This is a genomic window from Deltaproteobacteria bacterium, from assembly GCA_021737785.1.
Classification (GTDB): domain Bacteria; phylum Desulfobacterota; class DSM-4660; order Desulfatiglandales; family Desulfatiglandaceae; genus AUK324.
The window spans coordinates 39,500-58,273 of record JAIPDI010000031.1 but is presented as its reverse complement, the minus strand read 5'-3'; the positions used below and the strand labels follow the sequence as shown (position 1 = coordinate 58,273).

The 18,774-nt window shown below is 51.0% G+C and carries 20 protein-coding genes; 19 read left to right on the top strand and 1 reads right to left on the bottom strand.

Going from position 1 to position 18,774, the window contains the following annotated elements; all coding sequences use genetic code 11:
- Positions 1-9 precede the first annotated feature (9 nt).
- The 18 genes from K9N21_15580 to K9N21_15495 all read left to right on the top strand — a co-directional run bounded on the left by K9N21_15580 (position 10) and on the right by K9N21_15495 (position 16,882).
- Positions 10-507: a hypothetical protein gene (locus K9N21_15580; protein ID MCF8145337.1), complete on the top strand. Its 498-nt coding sequence runs from the start codon at positions 10-12 to the stop codon at positions 505-507.
- Positions 489-1,433, top strand: a complete 945-nt coding sequence (locus tag K9N21_15575; protein MCF8145336.1) for a hypothetical protein — start codon at positions 489-491, stop codon at positions 1,431-1,433. Before K9N21_15580 ends, K9N21_15575 begins: the two co-directional genes overlap by 19 nt.
- 130 nt (positions 1,434-1,563) lie before the next feature.
- Positions 1,564-2,622: a hypothetical protein gene (locus K9N21_15570; protein MCF8145335.1), complete on the top strand. Its 1,059-nt coding sequence runs from the start codon at positions 1,564-1,566 to the stop codon at positions 2,620-2,622.
- 623 nt (positions 2,623-3,245) lie between these two features.
- Positions 3,246-3,569 (top strand): hypothetical protein, encoded by a 324-nt coding sequence (locus K9N21_15565; GenBank protein MCF8145334.1) that lies wholly within the window; start codon positions 3,246-3,248, stop codon positions 3,567-3,569.
- A 55-nt stretch (positions 3,570-3,624) separates the two neighbouring features.
- Complete coding sequence (locus K9N21_15560; GenBank protein ID MCF8145333.1) at positions 3,625-4,902, top strand: hypothetical protein; 1,278 nt, start codon at positions 3,625-3,627, stop codon at positions 4,900-4,902.
- Positions 4,903-5,160: 258 nt separating this feature from the next.
- On the top strand, positions 5,161-5,463 hold the full coding sequence (locus tag K9N21_15555; GenBank protein MCF8145332.1) for a hypothetical protein: 303 nt from the start codon (positions 5,161-5,163) through the stop codon (positions 5,461-5,463).
- Positions 5,464-5,546: 83 nt separating this feature from the next.
- The gene (locus K9N21_15550; protein ID MCF8145331.1) at positions 5,547-5,975 is read left to right on the top strand and encodes a hypothetical protein; all 429 of its coding nucleotides are present in this window, start codon (positions 5,547-5,549) and stop codon (positions 5,973-5,975) included.
- A gap of 402 nt (positions 5,976-6,377) precedes the next feature.
- Positions 6,378-7,001 (top strand): hydrolase, encoded by a 624-nt coding sequence (locus K9N21_15545; GenBank protein MCF8145330.1) that lies wholly within the window; start codon positions 6,378-6,380, stop codon positions 6,999-7,001.
- Between the two features lie 266 nt (positions 7,002-7,267).
- Positions 7,268-7,675 (top strand): nuclear transport factor 2 family protein, encoded by a 408-nt coding sequence (locus tag K9N21_15540; GenBank protein ID MCF8145329.1) that lies wholly within the window; start codon positions 7,268-7,270, stop codon positions 7,673-7,675.
- A 194-nt stretch (positions 7,676-7,869) separates the two neighbouring features.
- Positions 7,870-8,463: a PAS domain-containing protein gene (locus K9N21_15535; GenBank protein MCF8145328.1), complete on the top strand. Its 594-nt coding sequence runs from the start codon at positions 7,870-7,872 to the stop codon at positions 8,461-8,463.
- Between the two features lie 268 nt (positions 8,464-8,731).
- Positions 8,732-9,031: a putative addiction module antidote protein gene (locus tag K9N21_15530; GenBank protein MCF8145327.1), complete on the top strand. Its 300-nt coding sequence runs from the start codon at positions 8,732-8,734 to the stop codon at positions 9,029-9,031.
- 95 nt (positions 9,032-9,126) lie between these two features.
- Complete coding sequence (locus K9N21_15525; GenBank protein MCF8145326.1) at positions 9,127-10,422, top strand: ABC transporter substrate-binding protein; 1,296 nt, start codon at positions 9,127-9,129, stop codon at positions 10,420-10,422.
- A 159-nt stretch (positions 10,423-10,581) separates the two neighbouring features.
- Entirely contained in the window at positions 10,582-11,364 is a 783-nt protein-coding gene (locus K9N21_15520; GenBank protein ID MCF8145325.1) for a putative molybdenum carrier protein, read from the top strand.
- Between the two features lie 269 nt (positions 11,365-11,633).
- A complete protein-coding gene (locus K9N21_15515; protein ID MCF8145324.1) occupies positions 11,634-12,596 on the top strand; it encodes an alpha/beta hydrolase in 963 nt (320 codons plus the stop codon).
- A gap of 217 nt (positions 12,597-12,813) precedes the next feature.
- Positions 12,814-13,233 carry a hypothetical protein gene (locus K9N21_15510; protein MCF8145323.1) on the top strand — a complete coding sequence of 140 codons (420 nt, stop codon included), beginning with the start codon at positions 12,814-12,816 and terminating at the stop codon, positions 13,231-13,233.
- Positions 13,234-13,303: 70 nt separating this feature from the next.
- A complete protein-coding gene (locus K9N21_15505) occupies positions 13,304-14,533 on the top strand; it encodes a mandelate racemase/muconate lactonizing enzyme family protein (GenBank protein ID MCF8145322.1) in 1,230 nt (409 codons plus the stop codon).
- A 52-nt stretch (positions 14,534-14,585) separates the two neighbouring features.
- On the top strand, positions 14,586-15,014 hold the full coding sequence (locus K9N21_15500) for a hypothetical protein (protein ID MCF8145321.1): 429 nt from the start codon (positions 14,586-14,588) through the stop codon (positions 15,012-15,014).
- Between the two features lie 122 nt (positions 15,015-15,136).
- On the top strand, positions 15,137-16,882 hold the full coding sequence (locus K9N21_15495; GenBank protein ID MCF8145320.1) for a long-chain fatty acid--CoA ligase: 1,746 nt from the start codon (positions 15,137-15,139) through the stop codon (positions 16,880-16,882).
- Positions 16,883-17,487: 605 nt separating this feature from the next.
- On the opposite strand, the gene K9N21_15490 is transcribed toward K9N21_15495, so the two are convergent.
- Entirely contained in the window at positions 17,488-18,060 is a 573-nt protein-coding gene (locus tag K9N21_15490) for a DUF4136 domain-containing protein (GenBank protein MCF8145319.1), read from the bottom strand.
- A 271-nt stretch (positions 18,061-18,331) separates the two neighbouring features.
- Here K9N21_15490 and K9N21_15485 point away from each other — a divergent pair, with 271 nt between their 5' ends.
- A complete protein-coding gene (locus K9N21_15485; protein ID MCF8145318.1) occupies positions 18,332-18,622 on the top strand; it encodes a hypothetical protein in 291 nt (96 codons plus the stop codon).
- The last annotated feature ends 152 nt before the right edge of the window (positions 18,623-18,774 follow it).

The following is an 18,774-nucleotide window of genomic DNA, read 5'->3' as shown; positions in this document are numbered from 1 at the left end:
AGGTAACCGATGCTGCAGATCAAGAGCCTTCATGCTTACGTGAAGATGGATCCAGCGGATTTACGCCGTGTTTTGACGTCCCTTTCTGATACAGACTGGAAACCCGCGCTCTTTGAATCCCAGAAGAGGGTTCTTGAACTGGCGGGCCTTAGCGGGCAAGTGGCGCTACCTATCGCCCGTCCTTTCTCTCCCTACGGCCCTCACCTGCCCTCAGATGCGCTCGGAGGCGATATCTTCTTCCGTGGAGATGACGTATTTTTCCTTCTTACAAGCCACGGAGAGAGCGAGATGATGATTCGGCGGAGCTATGCACTTAGCGAAGTCAAAGGAACACAAGAGCCAGGAACTGAAGTTGGCATTATGACAAACGACCGTAGCGAAATAGACAAGAGGCTCAATCTTTTGCAGAAACCTTTCAACGATTCACAACCACGTCGCTCGACGGTCGAAAGACTAGACACATGCAGTTCACTTGGCAACCGTTGGTCGTGGGAACCCCGCGCTTAGACAAGATTATAGGTGGGGAAACGGACGAAACCACCGTTAAGTTCGGCAAGCCTGAAATCAATACTGAGGAATTGAACGGTGCGCACGTGCTGGCAAATGATGTTACCCGGACAATGCTTACCGATCTTAGTCAGGCAGTTTTCGCACGGGCTCAAGACATTCTTTCTCGCAAAGGCAAAAAGCAACAAGAAGCTGAGATCGCTTTGGCGCAACTCAAAGAGTTGAATCTGCTTGCCGTTGAGTACCTTCTCGAATGCAAAAGAACAAGTACGCCTCTGACCCGTCTTGCACAGAAAGAGCAACTGCAAAACCCCACTATCGGCGATTTGAAATGCGCAACTTGCGGCAAGGCGTATCGTGATGAGAACCTTTCAGAGGGATACTCCGTTTCTTCTCTCGGACGACGCCTCTGCGCCAGTAGTCACTGGATGACGGTTTTCGTTACCGATGAACTACTCAAAGCTGGTGTACCACAGAATTCCATTCTCTGGAACCTATCGGAGGGTGGAGAGGAAGTCGATATCCTGGTGGAATTCATGGGTGAACTGTGGATTCTTGAGCTGAAGGACCGCGAGTTTGGATCAGGAGATGCACACCCTCTTAACTACCGCCAAGTCCGCTATAAGGCAACAAGGGCCATCGTCGTCACGACCGACAAAGTCTCAAAAGATGCGAGACGCGTGTTTGAAGACTTGGCCAAAGAACGTTCGGGGCGATCCGAGGTTCCTGTCTATATAGAGGGCTTAGGAGGTATCCATGACGCACTTGCAGCTGAGGTCTCCAGAGCTTCGGTACGCTTCGCCTATCAAAAACTTGGAGTGCTGTCACTTCTCTCGGGTTACGATCTCCGACCGATCATTGCGGCGAAGTTTGGACAGCCTGCTCCGGGCGGGTCTGGACCAGAACAGGAGATGTTCTATTACTAGAAAAAGTAAGGGCATTCAGCGGAGCGCAAGAAGACCGCGCCCACTGATGCCGGGTTAGAATTCTTGTGGAAAATTTTATGTTGTGAGAGCTCTGAATAAGTGAAGATAAAGAGGGGGGCAAAAAATTCACATGAAACAGTGGATACTGAAAGATCTTTACTTGTATGATGAATTACAGACGTCTGTGAAACTCATAGAGCTTGGATTTGGTGAATTTCAAACTTTGAACTTTAGAAATGACTTCTACTATCTTCCGTTTCAACTCCTTTCAAGTGGATTTGAGCGATTGATGAAATGCCACATTTGTTTGGGTTACCATGAACAGCATAACACTTATCCTGATAGCAAATATCTCAAGGGTTGCGGGGGAAAAGGTGGACATGACCTCCTCGAACTAAGAAAGGCTATTATTTCTGCATATTTTTCAACACATAATATTCCTGTATTACAGGAAGACACTGGCTTTTTGAAAAATGACAAGGATCTGGATCAATTAATTTATTTGCTTTCAGAGTTTGGAAAGTATGCACGATATTATAATCTAGATATTGTCACATCAACTTCGCAACCAAGCATTAATGTAAAACAATTGTGGGAAGAGTATGAGAACAATCTTGTAATGTCTAATCCACAAATTATGCAAAAACTGGGCGCGCTGGGAGATTTAGAAGCCGGAGAGGAAGTGATAGATTATACAAAACGTCAAATCCTGATCAAACTTGAAAAATTTGCCAGGGCAATTTGCCGACAATTCACTATGGGTAGGTTGGGAAAAAAAGCGTTGCAATACTCCGGCGCATTACATTCATTTATTTTTATAAAAGACGATGAACTTGGTAATCGAAATTATAGAACAGGGACAACTCAATATCAAAAAAACGACCGAAACATACACACCCGAACACTTATTGACGAAATCCAACGGAAAACCAATAAACGTTATCGTCATACTGTTATTAAAAAAGAAGATTACGATGGAGACTGGCCGTTTTATAATGATCAGGTGACAATAGAATGTCGTGAAAAGTTCTGGTGTGTTGTTACGATTGATAACAAGGACTATGCATTGAATGGAAGCGCTCAAGGACGATATAAACTCGAAAGTGTTCACGATGCAGGAATGGCGATCTTGGGAAAATCTGTTGGGCCATTCATTCAGATGGCACTAAAATTAGGCGATGAACTGTAAATCGTAGGACAGGCAAAACAATGGCGTATTTTAATCGGGTAGCCGGGGGTTTTTCTCAGGCGGGTCCGCAAGGGGCGGTTCACAGAGATAATCCCGCAAAGCGGGTGTAATGAATTTTGTATCGGGCGATTCCATAAAGCTGGGGGACGTCCATAAGAAACTAAAATAAGTTGAAAGATATGCAATAAAGGGATCTACGCTTGAGTCATTCTACTTTGGTGTAAAGAATGATTATGTCCAGATTGCTGAGAATGGAATATTCGGATGCTTGGCATCATGTAATGGTGGCATAAATGGGACGCTGCTAAGTTCTTAAGTTTTGGATGGAAGCAGAAGGATCTGATGAGTGTTATGGGACCTGCGATTCTGATGTAAGAGGACGAGCGATCCGGTGGCATTCGATTTTTGTAACCTAAATGCCCGGTAAGCTTAGGACCTTTCTAAATTGAGAAAACCTACATCGCCATTCCTGACGAGATCCAAGAGGGTTTTTGCCGTGGGTAAGTCAGGACCTTACGGGCGGAGGGTTATCACGAAGTGCCGGGATTGGGAGGGAGTCAAGGCCCTAAGAGAAGGAAAGTTTATCAGAAGAACGATAAAGAATTCTGCCCGATGGGGATTTTGTGGGACAGGTGCTGTCCTCTGCCCAGGAGGAGATGGAGAAGCGTTATGCTCTCCTGTCCGCAGGCTTTAATCTGAAAGGGGTCGTCCCAAGGGTGTCGGCGGTACTGGGAGTGACTCCGAAGGAAGTATGGGCCAAGGGCAAGTGTCGGCGGATTATGGAGGCCCGGAGTCTGTTTTGCTACTGGGAGGTAAGGGAACTCGGAATGCCCATGTCTTCGCTTTCACGAAGACTGGGAATATCAACCCCATCGGTCAGCGATTCAGTCACCCGCGGCCAAAGAATTGCGGAGGCAAGGAACGACTGTTTCCGGCTCGAAACCTAAAAACCCAGCGTCCCCATTTACTCAATAATGCCAATATAAAGGAGGTTTGCCGAAAATGCCGAAAATCATTTCAATGTTAATTGTTTTAGTGATTATGAGTTCAGCAAACACTTCAGTATATGCAGCAGATCCATTACTTGACATAAAGGCAAATAGCTTAGATGAGCCTATTACGGTTGCGCATACCCAAAATATACAACTTTCGATTGAGCTAACACCTGGTTCTTTTTATGGTACAAATTCGGATTGGTGGATAGTAGGTAATACTCCGTTCGGATGGTATCACTTCAACGTTGGCACCTCATGGTCACCTGGATTGTCAGTAGCCTACCAAGGGCCTCTATTTGATCTTGCACCATATCAAGTTTTAAACAGTACTTTACCTGAAGGTACATATTACTTCTATTTCGGGGTGGATTCAGTAGTGAATGGTTCACCAGATATGGATAATATTTATTATGATACAGTGAGTGTGATTGTGTCTCAAGATTCCTATTCATTAGAAGAAGTTAATGTCAACGGAATCTTTGAGTACAGATTTAAGTATCAGGATCACCATTTCATGACGTTGGTTGATGATAATGGCACCCTGAATTTAAGACCGCATCCAGGTACGGACATAAATGGTTGGGGATCTTCCTGGTATTTGCAGCCATTTTTGCCAGGAGCAATGCTTAGCCACGCCAGCATAAACTCGGTCAATCATAGCAACACCGGAATTTCAGTTGATGCTTCTGGAGGAGTATCTTATGGGGTATCTTCAACTTATGGAACTTGGAGCGTTAGAATGGAGTTTAGCTATAACGAGGCAGAAAAGAGAATTTTGGGAGCAGGCGATTACACTATTAGCCTATTAGGAACTCTCAGTAGCACTACCGGTGATTTGAACCTTTTTAAGATAGCAAGCAATTACCTTGATAATGTACCATTGCTCTCAGGCGGGATAGGTGATACAGGCGACATGGACCGAGCGGATGTAATTGGCGATGGCTTTACTTTTACGTGGATTCCTCCTGATCAGCCATCTCACTTCCCAAGTGATATGTCGGATTTTTTATCAATAGATGTTATAGGAAACTACAACGAAGTCGATACCGCAGAACAAGGTTATGAACCTATTTTGGCAGCCTACAAGCCTAGCCTTAAGGTAGTTTTAACGTCCCAGAATCCAGGTTTGCATATGATCTTTGGAGGAGTTTACGATACGAGCAAAAGTGATTTATTTTATGAGGACAATGTAGGTATAACACCGCTCATAAAAAAGGAATCTACGGAAACAAATTATATGTTTGATATTGAATTTCTATCGGAAGCATTGCCTGGCGATAATTAGAAAAGGAGCCTACTGGGAAGCTGTCAATGATCGGTATTATGGAGCCACCCATGATCGGGGTTATGGCGCCACGAGAAAGTGGCAGAAAGCGGCAGGACTTTTGGGACAATGCATAAATAAGTAAATATTCTGTAAAACACATCGTTACTTATGTATCTTTGGACGTCCCACAGTTTTACGGGGGAAATCCGGGATGTCCTGCTTGAAGAGAATGGAATAGATAATCTCGGGTAGCGGTGTGGATGAAAGGGTAACGATATGGCTTTTGTACAAGAATCAACAGGATATGAAAAGACGATCCTCTCGGACCTCCAAGGCGCATGGAGCCGCCTCAGAGACTCGGTGGTCGATGAGGCAGGTTTTGAAGGCTGGGATCGTGCCATCTTCCACATCGATGAAGCGATGAGTTGGGAGAGCGTTCGAAATCTGAGAGGCATGCCGCCTCTGCTCCTGGTCATCAGAAACATCTGTGTGCAGGGGAAGGCGTCGGAAGAAATCATGGAATACATCCGAGAAGTTGACGAAATATTGAAGGAGGTCCTCTCTGAATTCATCAACTGAGGTGTTTGTACGCAACGTGGCCTCTTCAGGCTGTTCTTGAAAAACAAAGCTCTTAGAAAGACTGTGGAAGGAGAATGAAAATCATGCCGAGAAAGGTGTGGGTGTACGATCCTCAGTCAGGGGGCACCAAGATCCCTCAAAAGTCACAACCCCGCATACGTCAGCGTATCCTGGAATATGCTGCTGAACACTATGCCGGGAAATACAATAGGATCGACGTGCGGTTTCGTGGGCAGTTCTGCTATATCGACGCTTACACGGAGCCGTATGTGCCTGAGGAAGATTACGATCCAAATCTCTATGGGGAATCCCGAGAAGAGCGCATTGAGCGGCTCAGTGGAATCCCCACGCATTTATGTCGGTTAAGGTATTTTGGAGATGAGGATCGCTGGACAATGGCATTTTATACTTACAGCCACGACAAATACGAACCTTGCTTTTTTGACAACGGCACGTGGCATGGAACCCCTGAAGAAGCCTTTGCCACTTCGGCGGTCTATCTGACGGATTGAAGACGGATATTTGGGATGGTTCAGTAAGTGGCTGGGGGTCGGACCACATCAAGTGGCTGATATCAATGTAATAATTATTGATTTTGACGATTAAAACAGGCCTATATCGAATATTTTAGGGCCAAAAGGGCCGTTTTTCTCCGAACCTTATGGCGAGAGCAAACAGACATTTTATTCCGGGTTACATCCGGCACACCCCGGTTAAATAGGCTCTGCATTTAACTGGGCAGGTCACGCATCGATGCCACAAACGGGAGTTTTTGCTCAAGTTCTCGAAGGAGCGACACCGGTCTTTGCAGTGAAACCAACTACTTCTGGGACATAAACAATGAATAATCAATATGTTGTCGTGGCCCGACCCACAACCACCAACCACAATGAAGAAAAAGGGAGGGAATACTCATGGGCAAAGCATTTAAGTACTCACGTCTTTCAAAGGACGATGCCGCCTGTTTGCTCATAGATCACCAATCAGGCCTGATCTCCCTGGTACAGGATTTCTCGCCCGGCGAGTTTAAAAACAATGTGCTGGCCTTGGCAGATGTCGCCAAATTCTTCGAGCTTCCGACAATCCTGACAACCAGTTTTGAAGACGGCCCGAACGGCCCTATTGTTCCTGAATTGAGGCAAGCGTTCCCCGATTCGCCTTTCATAGCCCGTCCGGGCCAAATCAACGCGTGGGATAATGAGGACTTCGTGAGAGCGATTGAGCAAACCGGTCGTAACCAGCTTATCATTGCCGGCGTTGTCACGGATGTTTGCGTGGCGTTTCCCGCCCTTTCTGCTATAGAGGCGGGTTATGAGGTTTTCGTGGTCACCGATGCATCCGGGACATTCAACGACACGGTACGTCATGCCGCTTGGATGCGGATGGCTCAAGCGGGCGTCCAACTGATGAACTGGTTTAGTGTGGCGTGCGAGTTGCACCGGGACTGGCGAAACGACGTCGAAGGTTTAGGCAATCTGCTTTCCGAACACATTCCCAATTACCGGAATCTCATCACCAGCTATACGGCAAAAGGTTAAGCATGGCGGTTGCCTTGGCCCTATTTTACTAATTGCCCAACGAACGGTTGAAGATGTATCGGCAAATCCGATGTGCTCCTTTGTCGCCCACTTAACCGCTACGTTGGACTGCTTCGACTGCCGGAACGGTGGACGGACCATAGAAAACTTCGGTGCGAAGGCGATTGGCGTGGGCGAAAGGAGGCGCGCCTCATCGCTCATACCAGCCTTTAGTGATGGCAGAGTCAATCATGTAACTCAACAAGCACGGATCAGGAGGTATGGCAATGAAACACTCTCCCGAACTTAAGGCAGTCATGCTGCGCTACTATGAGGCGATGTCACAAGGCGACGTCGGCTTCATGGATCGGATTCTTTCCAGTCAAGGCGAAGTCCTCATGATCGGCACGGATCCAAACGAATGGTGGGTCGACCCTGCCACCATCAATCAGACGCTCAAAGCTCAGGCCCGGGCCGGGATTAAGGTGCTCTCCGGCGATCTTTTGGCCTATCGCGAGGGGACAGTCGGTTGGGTCGCGGATCGCGGAAAATTCGTCTTGCCAGATGGCACTGAGGCACCTTTTCGTTGGACCGCCGTCTTTCATCAAGAAGGGGATGAATGGAGGTTGGTGCAAGGGCATGCCTCCATAGGGGTGCCGAATGTCGAGACGCTCGGCAAGGATCTCAATGCTTAATCCCATCTGACATCAGATGTAGTTCAACCATGTGGTGAGTTAAGGACGCGCTCTCGAGTCAAAGCCATACAGGCCAACCATGGGCTGGAGCGGACGCCGAGAATTCAGCGGTTTTTTTCGGAGAGGTCTGAGTAATACGCGCTTTAAGGGTGGCGCTGCTCAGCCCTGAGGTTGGGTGTTAAAGGGAAAATCATATGAGCAAAGATGTCTTCATTTACCGAATTGACAGCACCGATACCATCGTCAGCGTCAGCGACAATTGGTCTACCTTCGCAGATGCCAACGCTTGGGGCAGTTCCCTACGGCCGGAAGATGTGGTTGGACACAAGCTGTGGGACTTCATTCAAGACCGCGAAACAAGGCACTTATATCGAGAGTTGTTTAGACGGGTAAGAGGGGGCATTCCTTCACGGACTATTCCCTTCCGGTGTGATTCTCCCAGTGAACGAAGATACCTTGAGCTCCTTATCGAGGCCCTACCAGATGAACAGATCGAAATCACAAGCAAGCTTCTCCAAACGAAGCCCAGGAGCCCCATCAGTCTGTTTAACGCGGACACATCGAGATCAACGGATTTCGTCACGTTATGCAGCATGTGCAAGAAGATGAAAGTTTCACCGGGACAATGGAGCGAGATTGAAGAGGGCTTGGCTCATCTCAGGATCTTCGAGGCCGATAAGATGCCCCAATTGACTCACGGACTGTGCCACTCATGTTATCAATTAGCAATGGGAGAGCTGAATGACTTCCGAACACCCAACAAAGCCATCGACAGCGACAAGGAATAGCGCACCGCTTTGCTCTGCGCCATTCCTTGCGCGTCATGGCGGACGCTCGCCGTAAAAAAACTTGACTTGCGTAGCTTTTAAACTACAATATCACCATGAATGATTCCAAAATACAAGTTCTTGAATATATAACTGAAGACGGGAAAAGTCCCTTCCATAAGTGGCTTAATTCACTTAAAGATCGCGCCGCACGTGCGAGAATCAGAGTTCGGTTGAATCGTATAAGGCTTGGCAACTTTGGCGATTGCAAGCCTGTAGGGAAAATAAAATGAAAAAATTAACAGAAAAATATGAATATCACCTCAAAAAAGATCTTCACGATCCTGTTGAGGCCGCGGAATACTTGAATGCAGCACTGGAAGACGGTTCCCAAGAAGTTTTTTTAATGGCTTTAAAAGACGTTGCGGACGCAAAGGGTATTTCTGAAATAGCCCGCAAAACAAAACTTAATCGAGAAAATTTTTACCGTATTCTTTCAACACAAGGCAATCCGAAATTAAAAAGTTTGAATTCCGTCCTGCATAGTGTTGGTTTGAAATTGTCTGTTGAAGTAGAAAATCAGTTATAATACCAGTCGGCGAACACGGACCCGGCACATTGACCTTTCCCGTCGGTCTCTCGAAACCGGTCCGAAACAACGGACAGAACGGCAACCCTTAATAAGTGGAGACGATTATGCGCGTGACCTCATCGAACAGCCCTTTTGGATTGAATCATTCAAACGTCCTATTACTGCTTCTTGGCGCTGCATGCCTTGCATTTTTTGCTGCTTTGGCTTCTTGCTCAGGGACGTCCACTGCAGACGGTCCGACCGACAATCTGCGCGTCGGCGTCTTGCTGGATGCAAACAATCAAACCTATCCCATCGGCAAGATTGCCATCACCGCCATTGAACTGGCTGCTGAAGACTTCAACCGGTACATGAAGGAAAACGGCCATACAAGACAGATAGAACTGTTTGTGGAGGATACACAGGGCGACCCTCAGGTTGCAGCGGAGAAAATACAGGGATTTGCGTGGGCCGGCATTGTGCCCGTTTTTACCGGAACCAGCGCGGAAATCCTGGCGGTCTCCGATTATGCCCAACAAAACAACCATTTGCTGCTATCCGGCTACAGCACGGCCCCCTCGTTAGCCAAAAAGGACAATCGGTTGTTCAGGTTTTGTTTGAACGATGTCAAACAGGCTAAAGGGCTGGTCCGTCTGGCGAAGGAATCCAACCTTGAGAGTCTGGTGCTGGTGTATCGGGACGATGTTTACGGCAATGATCTTAAAACCTATGTGAGGGAGATTGGGGAGCAATATGGGCTGGATATTGACGACGGAGTGAAGTACAGCCCCGATGAAACAGACTTTACGGCTGTTGCGGGCAGAATTGAACAAAAGGTGATACAAAAAAAAGTCGAAAACCCTCCTGACAGTGTGGCCGTGCTCCTGATTGCGCTGAACGAGGTTACGGGGATCTTTCAAGCAGCCGATGGAAACGCGCAGCTGGAATCGGTGAGATGGATCGGCGCAGTGGGAGTGGAACCCGACGCAACGGTTTTTGCAGAGACCGGCACCCTGGAGTTTGCAGAAAGGGTGGGTTTCACAGTGTGCGATTTTGGAATAGAGATGGCCGCAATTAAAAAACCATTCAGGCATGTTCCGGCCAAATTGCAGGAAAAATCCGGGATGGCGCAAATTCCGGCCACGGCCTATATGTATTACGACGCCATGTGGGTACTGGCCGAATCGTGGTTAAGCATTGCCCGAATGGATAGCGATTTGTTAGAGAAAAATATTTATTTTCAGGCCGATACAACCCTGGTCTGCACGGTCGATATAGGGATGGATGAATTTGGAGATAGAGAGTGGGGCCAATATCAATTCTACACCATTCAGGGTGGAGAGTTCGAAGCGGTGGCACTTATTCTCTTTTATGACTGGGCTGTTGATGGGGAATTTGTATGGTTATAAATGTATTCGAAACCTTCAAGCGGACGTCCTTAAGTAATCAAACAATTTGACATGGAATATGTGGAAAGGGGGTCAAGCCTACGCTTGACTCATAGTCTTCTGTAAAGACGCTTCGCCTTGCATTTCCCACCAAAATCCGGTATTCATATCGTCATGACCATGGTATCCAAAATCATCTCAGGCGGCCAGACCGGCGCCGATAGAGCTGCTCTCGACGCGGCCATTGACCTCGACATTCCTCACGGCGGATGGGTCCCCTCGGGGCGAAAGGCCGAAGACGGTAAGGTGCCCGAGAAATATCAGGTCCAGGAGATGGAGACAGAGAACTACTCGGAGCGCACCGAGCAGAACATCATTGATTCGGATGGCACCTTGATCCTGTCTCACGGCCAATTGATGGGCAACTCGGCATTGACCGCAAGACTGGCCGAGAAACATGGCCGGCCGTGCCTTCACATCGATTTAAATAAGACCAATGCCTTCAAGGCGGCCCAGGACATCAATAGATGGATCCAGGAAAGCGGCCTGAAAATCCTCAACGTGGCCGGCCCGAGGGCCAGCGAGGACCCCGAGATTTATGATGACGCCTACAAGGTCCTCAAGACCGCTTACCACCTGTCATTTGTAGAAACCGGCATGCGCAGGATGGATCTGCCCAAGACGGTCGATGAGGCCGTGGACCGCATTATTTCGGAGTTGACCATGAAAGACAAGGCCAGGATCGCCAGGATGGGGCCGGAAGAGGCAAGCGCCTTGCCGATCAGCTTGGGGGACTATATTTGGAAGAGGCTCGGTCTAAGGGACGGCAATGATGAATTAATAGAATCCTGCCGTCTGGTCGCAGATGTGGATGACCTCCGGAAGGAAAGTGCAATAGACGTGATCGCTGATGCACTCTGGAATAGGCTGAGACAGACGCACAGCCTAAGACCGGTCAAATGACGTCCCGATTGCGCGTGGCCCTTGACGGATCCCTCCTGATTCCCGGGGTAATCCGCAGGTGGTTTCAAGAACCCGGGAATCCCGAGACCAGGCGGGCTGGATGCCATCAGGCTGGGCAGACCCAGCCATCTGTGGTGAAAGATCAAGGCTATCTGATACTGAAAAAATCGGTGTTCAACCGGGTGCCATTTTTTCGGAACCGATAGACTTGCACCGGAAGTCGGATTCTCACAACTTAAACTGTCAGCCCATCATTAAAGGAAAAGCATATGACTGTTCTTTTATCCAGTGATCTCAAAGAGACCTTGGACGACAATCAGATTGTCACAGGAAATGACTTGAGGGAGTGTTTGGTCAGTGCATCGCAGACCATTGAGACGGAATACGGTCCAGTGGAATACGCCGTGCGGGGGGAAGGGCCGATGGTTTTGGTTGCCCATGGCGGACCCGGGGGCTACGATCAGGCGCTGGTCCTGGGCGAGTTGTTTCGCAAAAACGGTTACAAGGTTATTGCGCCGTCACGGCCGGGATATCTTGGCACGCCCATGCGGTTTGGAAAGACAGCCGAAGAGCAGGGAGATTTCATGGCCGCGCTTCTTGACGCGATGCATGTCGCCGAGATTATCATGGTCGGTGCGTCCGGCGGCGGTCCGGCAAGCTACCAGCTAGCCCAGCGTCACCCGGAAAGGGTGAAGGCATTGATGGTCATCGACGGCATCAGCATGAATTACAGCAAGGGTGACGATATCAACAAGGTTGAGGAGTGGATGTATCTCAGCAGGCCGGGACAGTGGTTGATGGGTTACTTTTTCAAGCACTTTCCCTCATTGGTCGTGAAAAGCTTTTTGCAGACTGAAAGCACCCTGGAGAAACATGATCTTGGAAAACGCGTTAAGGAGATAGTGGGCGATGCGAATAAATTTGCCTTGATTGATGCCATGTTCAAAACCATGAGTTACCGGTTTGATGAACGAAAAGCGGGTGCGGAAAACGATATCGCCCTGGGTTCGGCCATTAACAAGCTGCCGCTTGATAAGATCGGCTCCGCCACATTGATCATCCACGGGGACGCGGACAACGACGTGCCCCCGCGTGATGCCGAGTATGCCCATGATGCCATTGCCGGCGCGCAATTATTGTGGATCCACAAGGCATCACATATCGGCTTCTGGGTGGCTGAAGACGCCTACAAAGTGCAGAAGTATGCACTTGACTGGTTATGGGAGTTATAGGGAGTGGTTTTGAGAAGGGGTCAGTTGTGAGAAGGGTCAGGGTCTCTGTTGATGCCGACATACATCTTTAAGCAAAGTCAAGGGTTCTATAACCCCGTACCCGGCACAACTTTTCTGGAGCCGATGCTATAACAGCGGTAAATTGTTCATCGCCTGTAAACAAGAAAACCTTTGTGACTCTGTGTGAGAATTCTTGCTTATCTGAAAGGAGTAAAGAATGGAACTGCCGCAGATTGGTGAAATGATCACCACCGAAAGGGGGCTTGCATTGTGCGGCCATTTCAAACTGGACTATCTGGTAGAACGTATCACCGCAAATTTGGAGCAATATAACAGCTGGAAATTTGATGGATGTTCGTGCCTGCCGGACGAGATGCTGGGGCTTTTCACCGGGTGCCGATGGGAGGATATCACCTACAAATGCTGTTTGCCCCATGACCTCTGTTATGCCTATGGCGAACCGGGAAACGATGTTGAACGAAAGCGGGTGGATGTGAAATTTTACAGCGATCTGATGACCAAGGCCGGCATGAAAAAGTTCCTGGCCTCTGCTTTTTTTGGCAGGGGTGAGAATGGGCGGCCCGGAGGAATTCGGTCTTTCCTTTTCATGGGGGTTTGCACGGAAAAGATGAGATGACGCCCGGGCGCCGTTGTAACATACTGCCACGTGTCGACCGCCACAGACGAGCGGGTAAAGGAGGATCAATTTGAAAATCTCCCTGATCGAACTCTACCATGTGAGCGTGCCCCTGGCGGCCACCTTCTGGCCCACCTGGATCCCGGGCTATCCCCAGACCCACAACCGGTTTACCCTGATCCGCCTGGTCACCGACACCGGCATCGAGGGATGGTCGGCCGGATCGGCCATGGGAAAGGAACGCCAGGGGCTGGGTGACCTCCTGGGCGGCTACCTCATGGGGGCCGATCCGACGGATATCGAGCGGGTCCAGGATCTCCTCAAGCAGGCGGGCTTTCTCGGGTGGCGCAACTTCTGGATCGAGCCGGCCTGCTGGGACATCGCGGCCAAGGCGGCGGGAAAGCCGGTCTATGAATTGCTCGGGGGCCGGGCGCGACCCATCCAGGTGTACTGCAGTACCGGAGAGATGCGCCCTCCTGCCCGGCGAATCGAATCACTTCACGAAATGCGCGCCCGCGGCTTCAAATGCGCCAAACTGCGGGTCAAGGGCCGGACCCTGAAGGAAGATGTGGACAACATCTCCGCCATCCGACGGGGTATCGGCGACGACATGGTTCTGGGGGTGGATGCCAACCAGGGGTGGCTGGTGTCCATCGTGGATCGTGTTCCGGCCTGGGACCTGAAGCGGGCCGTTGAGTTTGCCGCTGCCTGCGCGGACAACGGGATCGAATGGCTGGAAGAGCCGCTGGACAGCCGCGATTACGACGGCAACGCCGCGCTCAAACAGGCCGCTTCCGTCAAGATCGCCGGGGCAGAACTCAATTACGGCTGGGACGAAATCAAGATCATGTTCGAGAAGGACTGCTTCGACATCTATCAGCCCGACGCCACCTTTGCCGGCGGCATTGCCCAGGTGCAAAAAGTGATCGAGCGCTGCCACGCCCTCGGGCGTCTCTACACCCCCCACACCTGGACCAACGGCATCGGCTTTTACATCAACTGGAACATGGTCCTCTCCGACCCGGACAACGCCCTCCCCCTGGAATATCCCCTGGAGGAGCCCTCCTGGATTCCGCAGTACCGCGAGGGCGTCATCGCGCCCATATTGCCGGATGCCCACGGGATGCTGCACCCCTTTAGCCGGCCCGGGCTGGGGTTTGACATCGACCAGGGGCTGCTCAAAAAATACGGCCGGCGCTTTTTCAAACTCACCGAGATGCGGCTCAAGCTTAAGGTGATCCGGGAAAAAGGATTGAAAGAAGCCCTGGCCCTCAAAAAACGGAAAGAGACCGGGGCCTGAAACCAGGGAACCGGGAGTAATAAAGGAGCAGGGGGCAGGGGCAGCGTATCTCATGGATTGGATTCAAGCGAATGAAGCGGTCGTTTGGTGGGTGGCGGCTGTATCGTCGGTCTTTTTTCTCGTCAGCCTGATCGTCGCGCCGGTGGTGGCCGTTAAGATTCCTCCTGACTATTTTACCAGGCCGAGGAAAAAAAGAAGGATTCTGGCTGTTCAAAACCCCGTCATAAAAACCGGACTGAAAGTGGTCAAAAACATCATGGGCTACGCCTTTATCGGGACCGGGCTTCTCATGCTGGTTTTGCCGGGCCAAGGGGTGCTGACGATTTTGATCGGGGTAATCCTGGCGGATTTTGCAGGCAAGGATCGGATGGTGAATTGGCTTGTCAGGAGGAGGTCGGTCATTAAATCCATCAACTGGCTCCGGAAGCGGGGCGGGGCAAAACCCCTTGTGCTTGAGGATCACCCGGGAGGATCCGAATAATTTCAGTTTCCTTTGGTTTGGTATTGCCGGCTTCAACCCCTTGCTTTTATTCCGACGCCCGGACGCCGGACCGCTTCTTGCTCGCATTTCCGTCTATCACTCAAAGGACATGGGAGGCAGCAATGGAAAAACCATGGTACAGGGTGTGGCCCAAGGTCTATCCCCGGACACTTCAGTATTATGAAGGAAACATCGTGGACTTTCTGGATGCCACTGCCACGCGTTTTCCTGAACGGCCGGCGCTGATCTTCATGGAAAAGGCCATGAGCTTCGGGGACCTTTGCGATCAGTCCAGGCGCCTGGCCGCGGCCCTGGCCCATATGGGGGTGAAAAAGGGAGACAGGGTGGCCCTCTTCATGCCCAACTGTCCTCAGTTTGCGGTCGCCTATTACGGGGTCCTGAGACTGGGGGCCGTTTTGACCATGTGCTCGCCCTTGAACAGCGAGGCCGAGCTCAAGCATCAGTTAACCGATTCCGGAGCCGAGACCCTGATCACCCTCAGGCTCAACATCCTGATGGACAAACTGACGGCGGTGAAGGCCGGGACCGGCCTGAAGAGGGTCATTGTCTCAGGCATAGAAGACGTCATTCCATTGATCAAAAAATACGGCTTCCTCCTGTTGAAAAGAAAGGATATCGCCCCCTTCATTGCGGACCCTGCCGCCGGCACCTATTCGTTTAAGCATCTTCTCGCCCGGTACCCGCCGGATCCCCCCCAGGTCCCTATCCATGCACGGGAAGACGTCGCTGTTCTGGCCTATACCGGAGGAACCACCGGATTTCCCAAGGGGGCCATGATCACCCATTACAATACCATCGTCAACGTGAGTCAGGTGACCAACTGGAATGCACCCCTGTTCGGGGATAAGGTGGTGGAGAATCTGCGACCGGACAACTGCAATCCTCAAGGGCGTCATCGTATGAGCATCACGGTGGTCCCCTGGTTTCATGCCATGGGCACCATCGCCTATCTGAATTACCCCATCTTTGTGGGGACCACCAACTATGTGCTTCCGCGATTCGATGTTCAGGAGTACTTTCGGGTGCTCAAAAAGTACCCGATCGATGCACTGGGCGGGGCCCCACCCATATACACGGCCTTGCTGAACCATAAGGACTTCCCCGAATATGCCGCCAGTTTCAAGAAGGTCCGGATTGCGGCCAGCGGCGCAGGTCCCCTGCCGTTGGAGTATCTGAACCGGATGAAGGAACTCATCGGAGGCGTTTTTGTGGAAGGCTACGGCATGACCGAATGCACCATGGCCATATGCATCAACCCTGCGGCCCGTGAAGGGGTCAGAAAGGCCGGGTCCGTGGGCATTCCGCTTTTCGATTCAGAGATAAAGATCGCGGATCTTATGGATGATACGCGGAACGTGCCCATCGGAGAGGAGGGTGAGATCCTCCAAAGGGGACCCCAGGTCATGAAAGGCTATTGGAATAAGCCTGAAGAGACGGCAGGCATACTTAAAGGCGGATGGCTGCACTCGGGGGACATCGGCCGGATGGATGAAGACGGTTACCTCTATATCGTCGACCGCATCAAGGATATGATCAAATATAAGGGGTATAATGTCTTTCCCAGAAATCTGGAAGAACTCCTTTACCAGCATCCCAAAATCAAGGAGGCAGCGGTCATCGGGATCCCGGATCCGGCCGTAACCGAGTATCCCAGGGCCTATGTGGTGCTCAAGGGCGGTGAGACCGCCGGCGCAGAGGAAATTCTCAACTATGTAAACCCCAAGGTGGCGGGCTACGAGAAGATACGGGAGGTGGTCTTCCGCAGGGAACTCCCCGTGAGCCTGGCCGGAAAAGTACTGAAGAGAGAATTGCGGAGGGAGGCGCTGGCAGAGAAAAAAACCGGATGATCCTGCGGGTACCCCCATGTTCCGACCGGAGGGAGTAGACCCTTATTGCCGGGTTTTCTGTCATGAAGAACAAGAAGATATGGCCATCCTTCAACTGCACACTTACCCTTCCGTCATTCCGGCACGGTTTTGGCCGGAATCCAGAAAACCCGCAGACTGGATTCCGGCTGAGGGCATGCCGGAATGACGGGACAGCACACAGGCGTTTTGGTGAGGGCATCCGCGTTAGGCCCTTTGTCTGTAATCCCGCCTTGCGGGACAACGTGCGAAGAAGTTTGCCCGTGGGGGTCTCTGCCTCCCGCCCAGGAGGCGGGACAAAAACCGAATACAGCTCGTGGGGACGGCAGCAGGGCTTTACAATACAGTCTGTTCCAGCCCCAAGTACAGCCTTTCATGGGAGGGTATGTCCTTGCTGCCTTTCCGTAAACATTATTCGGAGCCCGGGGGCGGCCGCCGAACGATACGACCGCATTTTATTGCAGCTCTTGGGCAGAGACCCCCACGGGCGTCCATAGGTGAAACCTGTTTGGTTGCGGCAGTTAGGCCGCCTTAGATTCTATGTTCGTGACTTCCTCTGCAAGGTGCGAAGAAGTTTGCCCGTAGGCTCAGGGATTCTTTACCGGTGGAAACTGAGCGAGCGTCTTCTCGGTCAATTCATTGATTTTCTCGGTTTTTGTTTCCGGACCCCAATGCTCCTCCACATAATGGGTTCCTTTGCCCCGCCACAGGAGCGCGCCGCTTTGCGGATCGATAAAATCGATCAACAACACGCCCTCTTGACTGGTGCGGACATAACCTCCGGAGCCGATGCCGATTCCGCCGAAAACGCCGCTTCTCCAGCCCCATGTCCCCACGCCCACCTGCGGCCCATAATCGTCGGACTCGATGACCTGGCGGACAGTATATCGATAATCAACCAAGATGTCCGGATCAATGGTCTCCTCACGGAATCCTTTGGAGGAGAGGATTCGATCCACCGCATTTCGGATGCGCTCGGATACCAGCGGATCATCCGATGTCGTGCGGACCTTTTTCTCATCCCCCTGATGCTGCCAACGATAGGTCCTCAGCTCTGAAAAATCTCTCCCCGACCGGTAATCCTGGCTGACCCGAACCGTCGAACACCCGGACAGGATGAGCACACAAACCCCGACCATGAGCAAAAGTTTTCTCAGCATTATTTTCTCCCCGTCCACCCGGCAGATGACCTCCTAACAACATGCCCCGATCCCTTCAGCCCCTACATCCCGCAAAACACGCCGACCCGGGAATTCTCCAACGGCTACCCGGCAAACCATTTTTCCTTTTAGAGCCAATGAAAAAAGGGCCGTTTCCGGTTCAATATTATCTGTTTCCCTCTGGGCGACAATGGGGTGAAGCCCTCATACCCCTGCAGGAAAAGCGGTATTTTTATATCAGGAGATGGGGGTGCGGGCGACGGGAAAACGGATGGAGAAGATTTCTCAGCCGATCCGGGGGTTCTCACGCCTTCAGCGGGCCTTATCCACAAAGACCCGTCAGGATCGGCTTCCGGATCCGGGAGCGATTTTTGCATCCACCGGGGTGCCCGCATGCCGCCACTTCACCCTTGACTTGCCTGGCGAAATCGCCTATGTACTGCCTGAAAACGGGATTTCTCATCACTCACCTCACCGGCGTCAAAGGACGGACATCGTGCCTGCCCCGGCCCGTGCAGAGGAAATATACTTCCCCGGCAACCCGCAGGCCCCTTTGCGTTGAGGGGAAACGGGTTCCCGGACACTCCTGATCCGCCCCTTTTAAATCGTGATCCTCTTTCCCTCCACGGTGACGTGGCTCCCTTCGGTGGTATTCAAGTAGGGCGGGACAAACGGGCTTACCAAAATCCGGCGGACGTGCTATTATTTATGATC

Excerpts from the sequence above, each read along its gene's own strand:
- K9N21_15495 (MCF8145320.1), top strand. The coding sequence starts at position 15,137 with ATGGAAAAACCATGGTACAGGGTGTGGCCCAAGGTCTATCCCCGGACA.
- K9N21_15570 (MCF8145335.1), top strand. The coding sequence starts at position 1,564 with ATGAAACAGTGGATACTGAAAGATCTTTACTTGTATGATGAATTACAG.
- K9N21_15545 (MCF8145330.1), top strand. The coding sequence starts at position 6,378 with ATGGGCAAAGCATTTAAGTACTCACGTCTTTCAAAGGACGATGCCGCC.
- K9N21_15550 (MCF8145331.1), top strand. The coding sequence starts at position 5,547 with ATGCCGAGAAAGGTGTGGGTGTACGATCCTCAGTCAGGGGGCACCAAG.
- K9N21_15540 (MCF8145329.1), top strand. The coding sequence starts at position 7,268 with ATGAAACACTCTCCCGAACTTAAGGCAGTCATGCTGCGCTACTATGAG.
- K9N21_15580 (MCF8145337.1), top strand. The coding sequence starts at position 10 with ATGCTGCAGATCAAGAGCCTTCATGCTTACGTGAAGATGGATCCAGCG.
- K9N21_15520 (MCF8145325.1), top strand. The coding sequence starts at position 10,582 with ATGGTATCCAAAATCATCTCAGGCGGCCAGACCGGCGCCGATAGAGCT.
- K9N21_15560 (MCF8145333.1), top strand. The coding sequence starts at position 3,625 with ATGCCGAAAATCATTTCAATGTTAATTGTTTTAGTGATTATGAGTTCA.
- K9N21_15485 (MCF8145318.1), top strand. The coding sequence starts at position 18,332 with ATGGAGAAGATTTCTCAGCCGATCCGGGGGTTCTCACGCCTTCAGCGG.
- K9N21_15490 (MCF8145319.1), bottom strand. The coding sequence starts at position 18,060 with ATGCTGAGAAAACTTTTGCTCATGGTCGGGGTTTGTGTGCTCATCCTG.
- K9N21_15535 (MCF8145328.1), top strand. The coding sequence starts at position 7,870 with ATGAGCAAAGATGTCTTCATTTACCGAATTGACAGCACCGATACCATC.
- K9N21_15510 (MCF8145323.1), top strand. The coding sequence starts at position 12,814 with ATGGAACTGCCGCAGATTGGTGAAATGATCACCACCGAAAGGGGGCTT.
- K9N21_15555 (MCF8145332.1), top strand. The coding sequence starts at position 5,161 with ATGGCTTTTGTACAAGAATCAACAGGATATGAAAAGACGATCCTCTCG.
- K9N21_15515 (MCF8145324.1), top strand. The coding sequence starts at position 11,634 with ATGACTGTTCTTTTATCCAGTGATCTCAAAGAGACCTTGGACGACAAT.
- K9N21_15500 (MCF8145321.1), top strand. The coding sequence starts at position 14,586 with ATGGATTGGATTCAAGCGAATGAAGCGGTCGTTTGGTGGGTGGCGGCT.
- K9N21_15530 (MCF8145327.1), top strand. The coding sequence starts at position 8,732 with ATGAAAAAATTAACAGAAAAATATGAATATCACCTCAAAAAAGATCTT.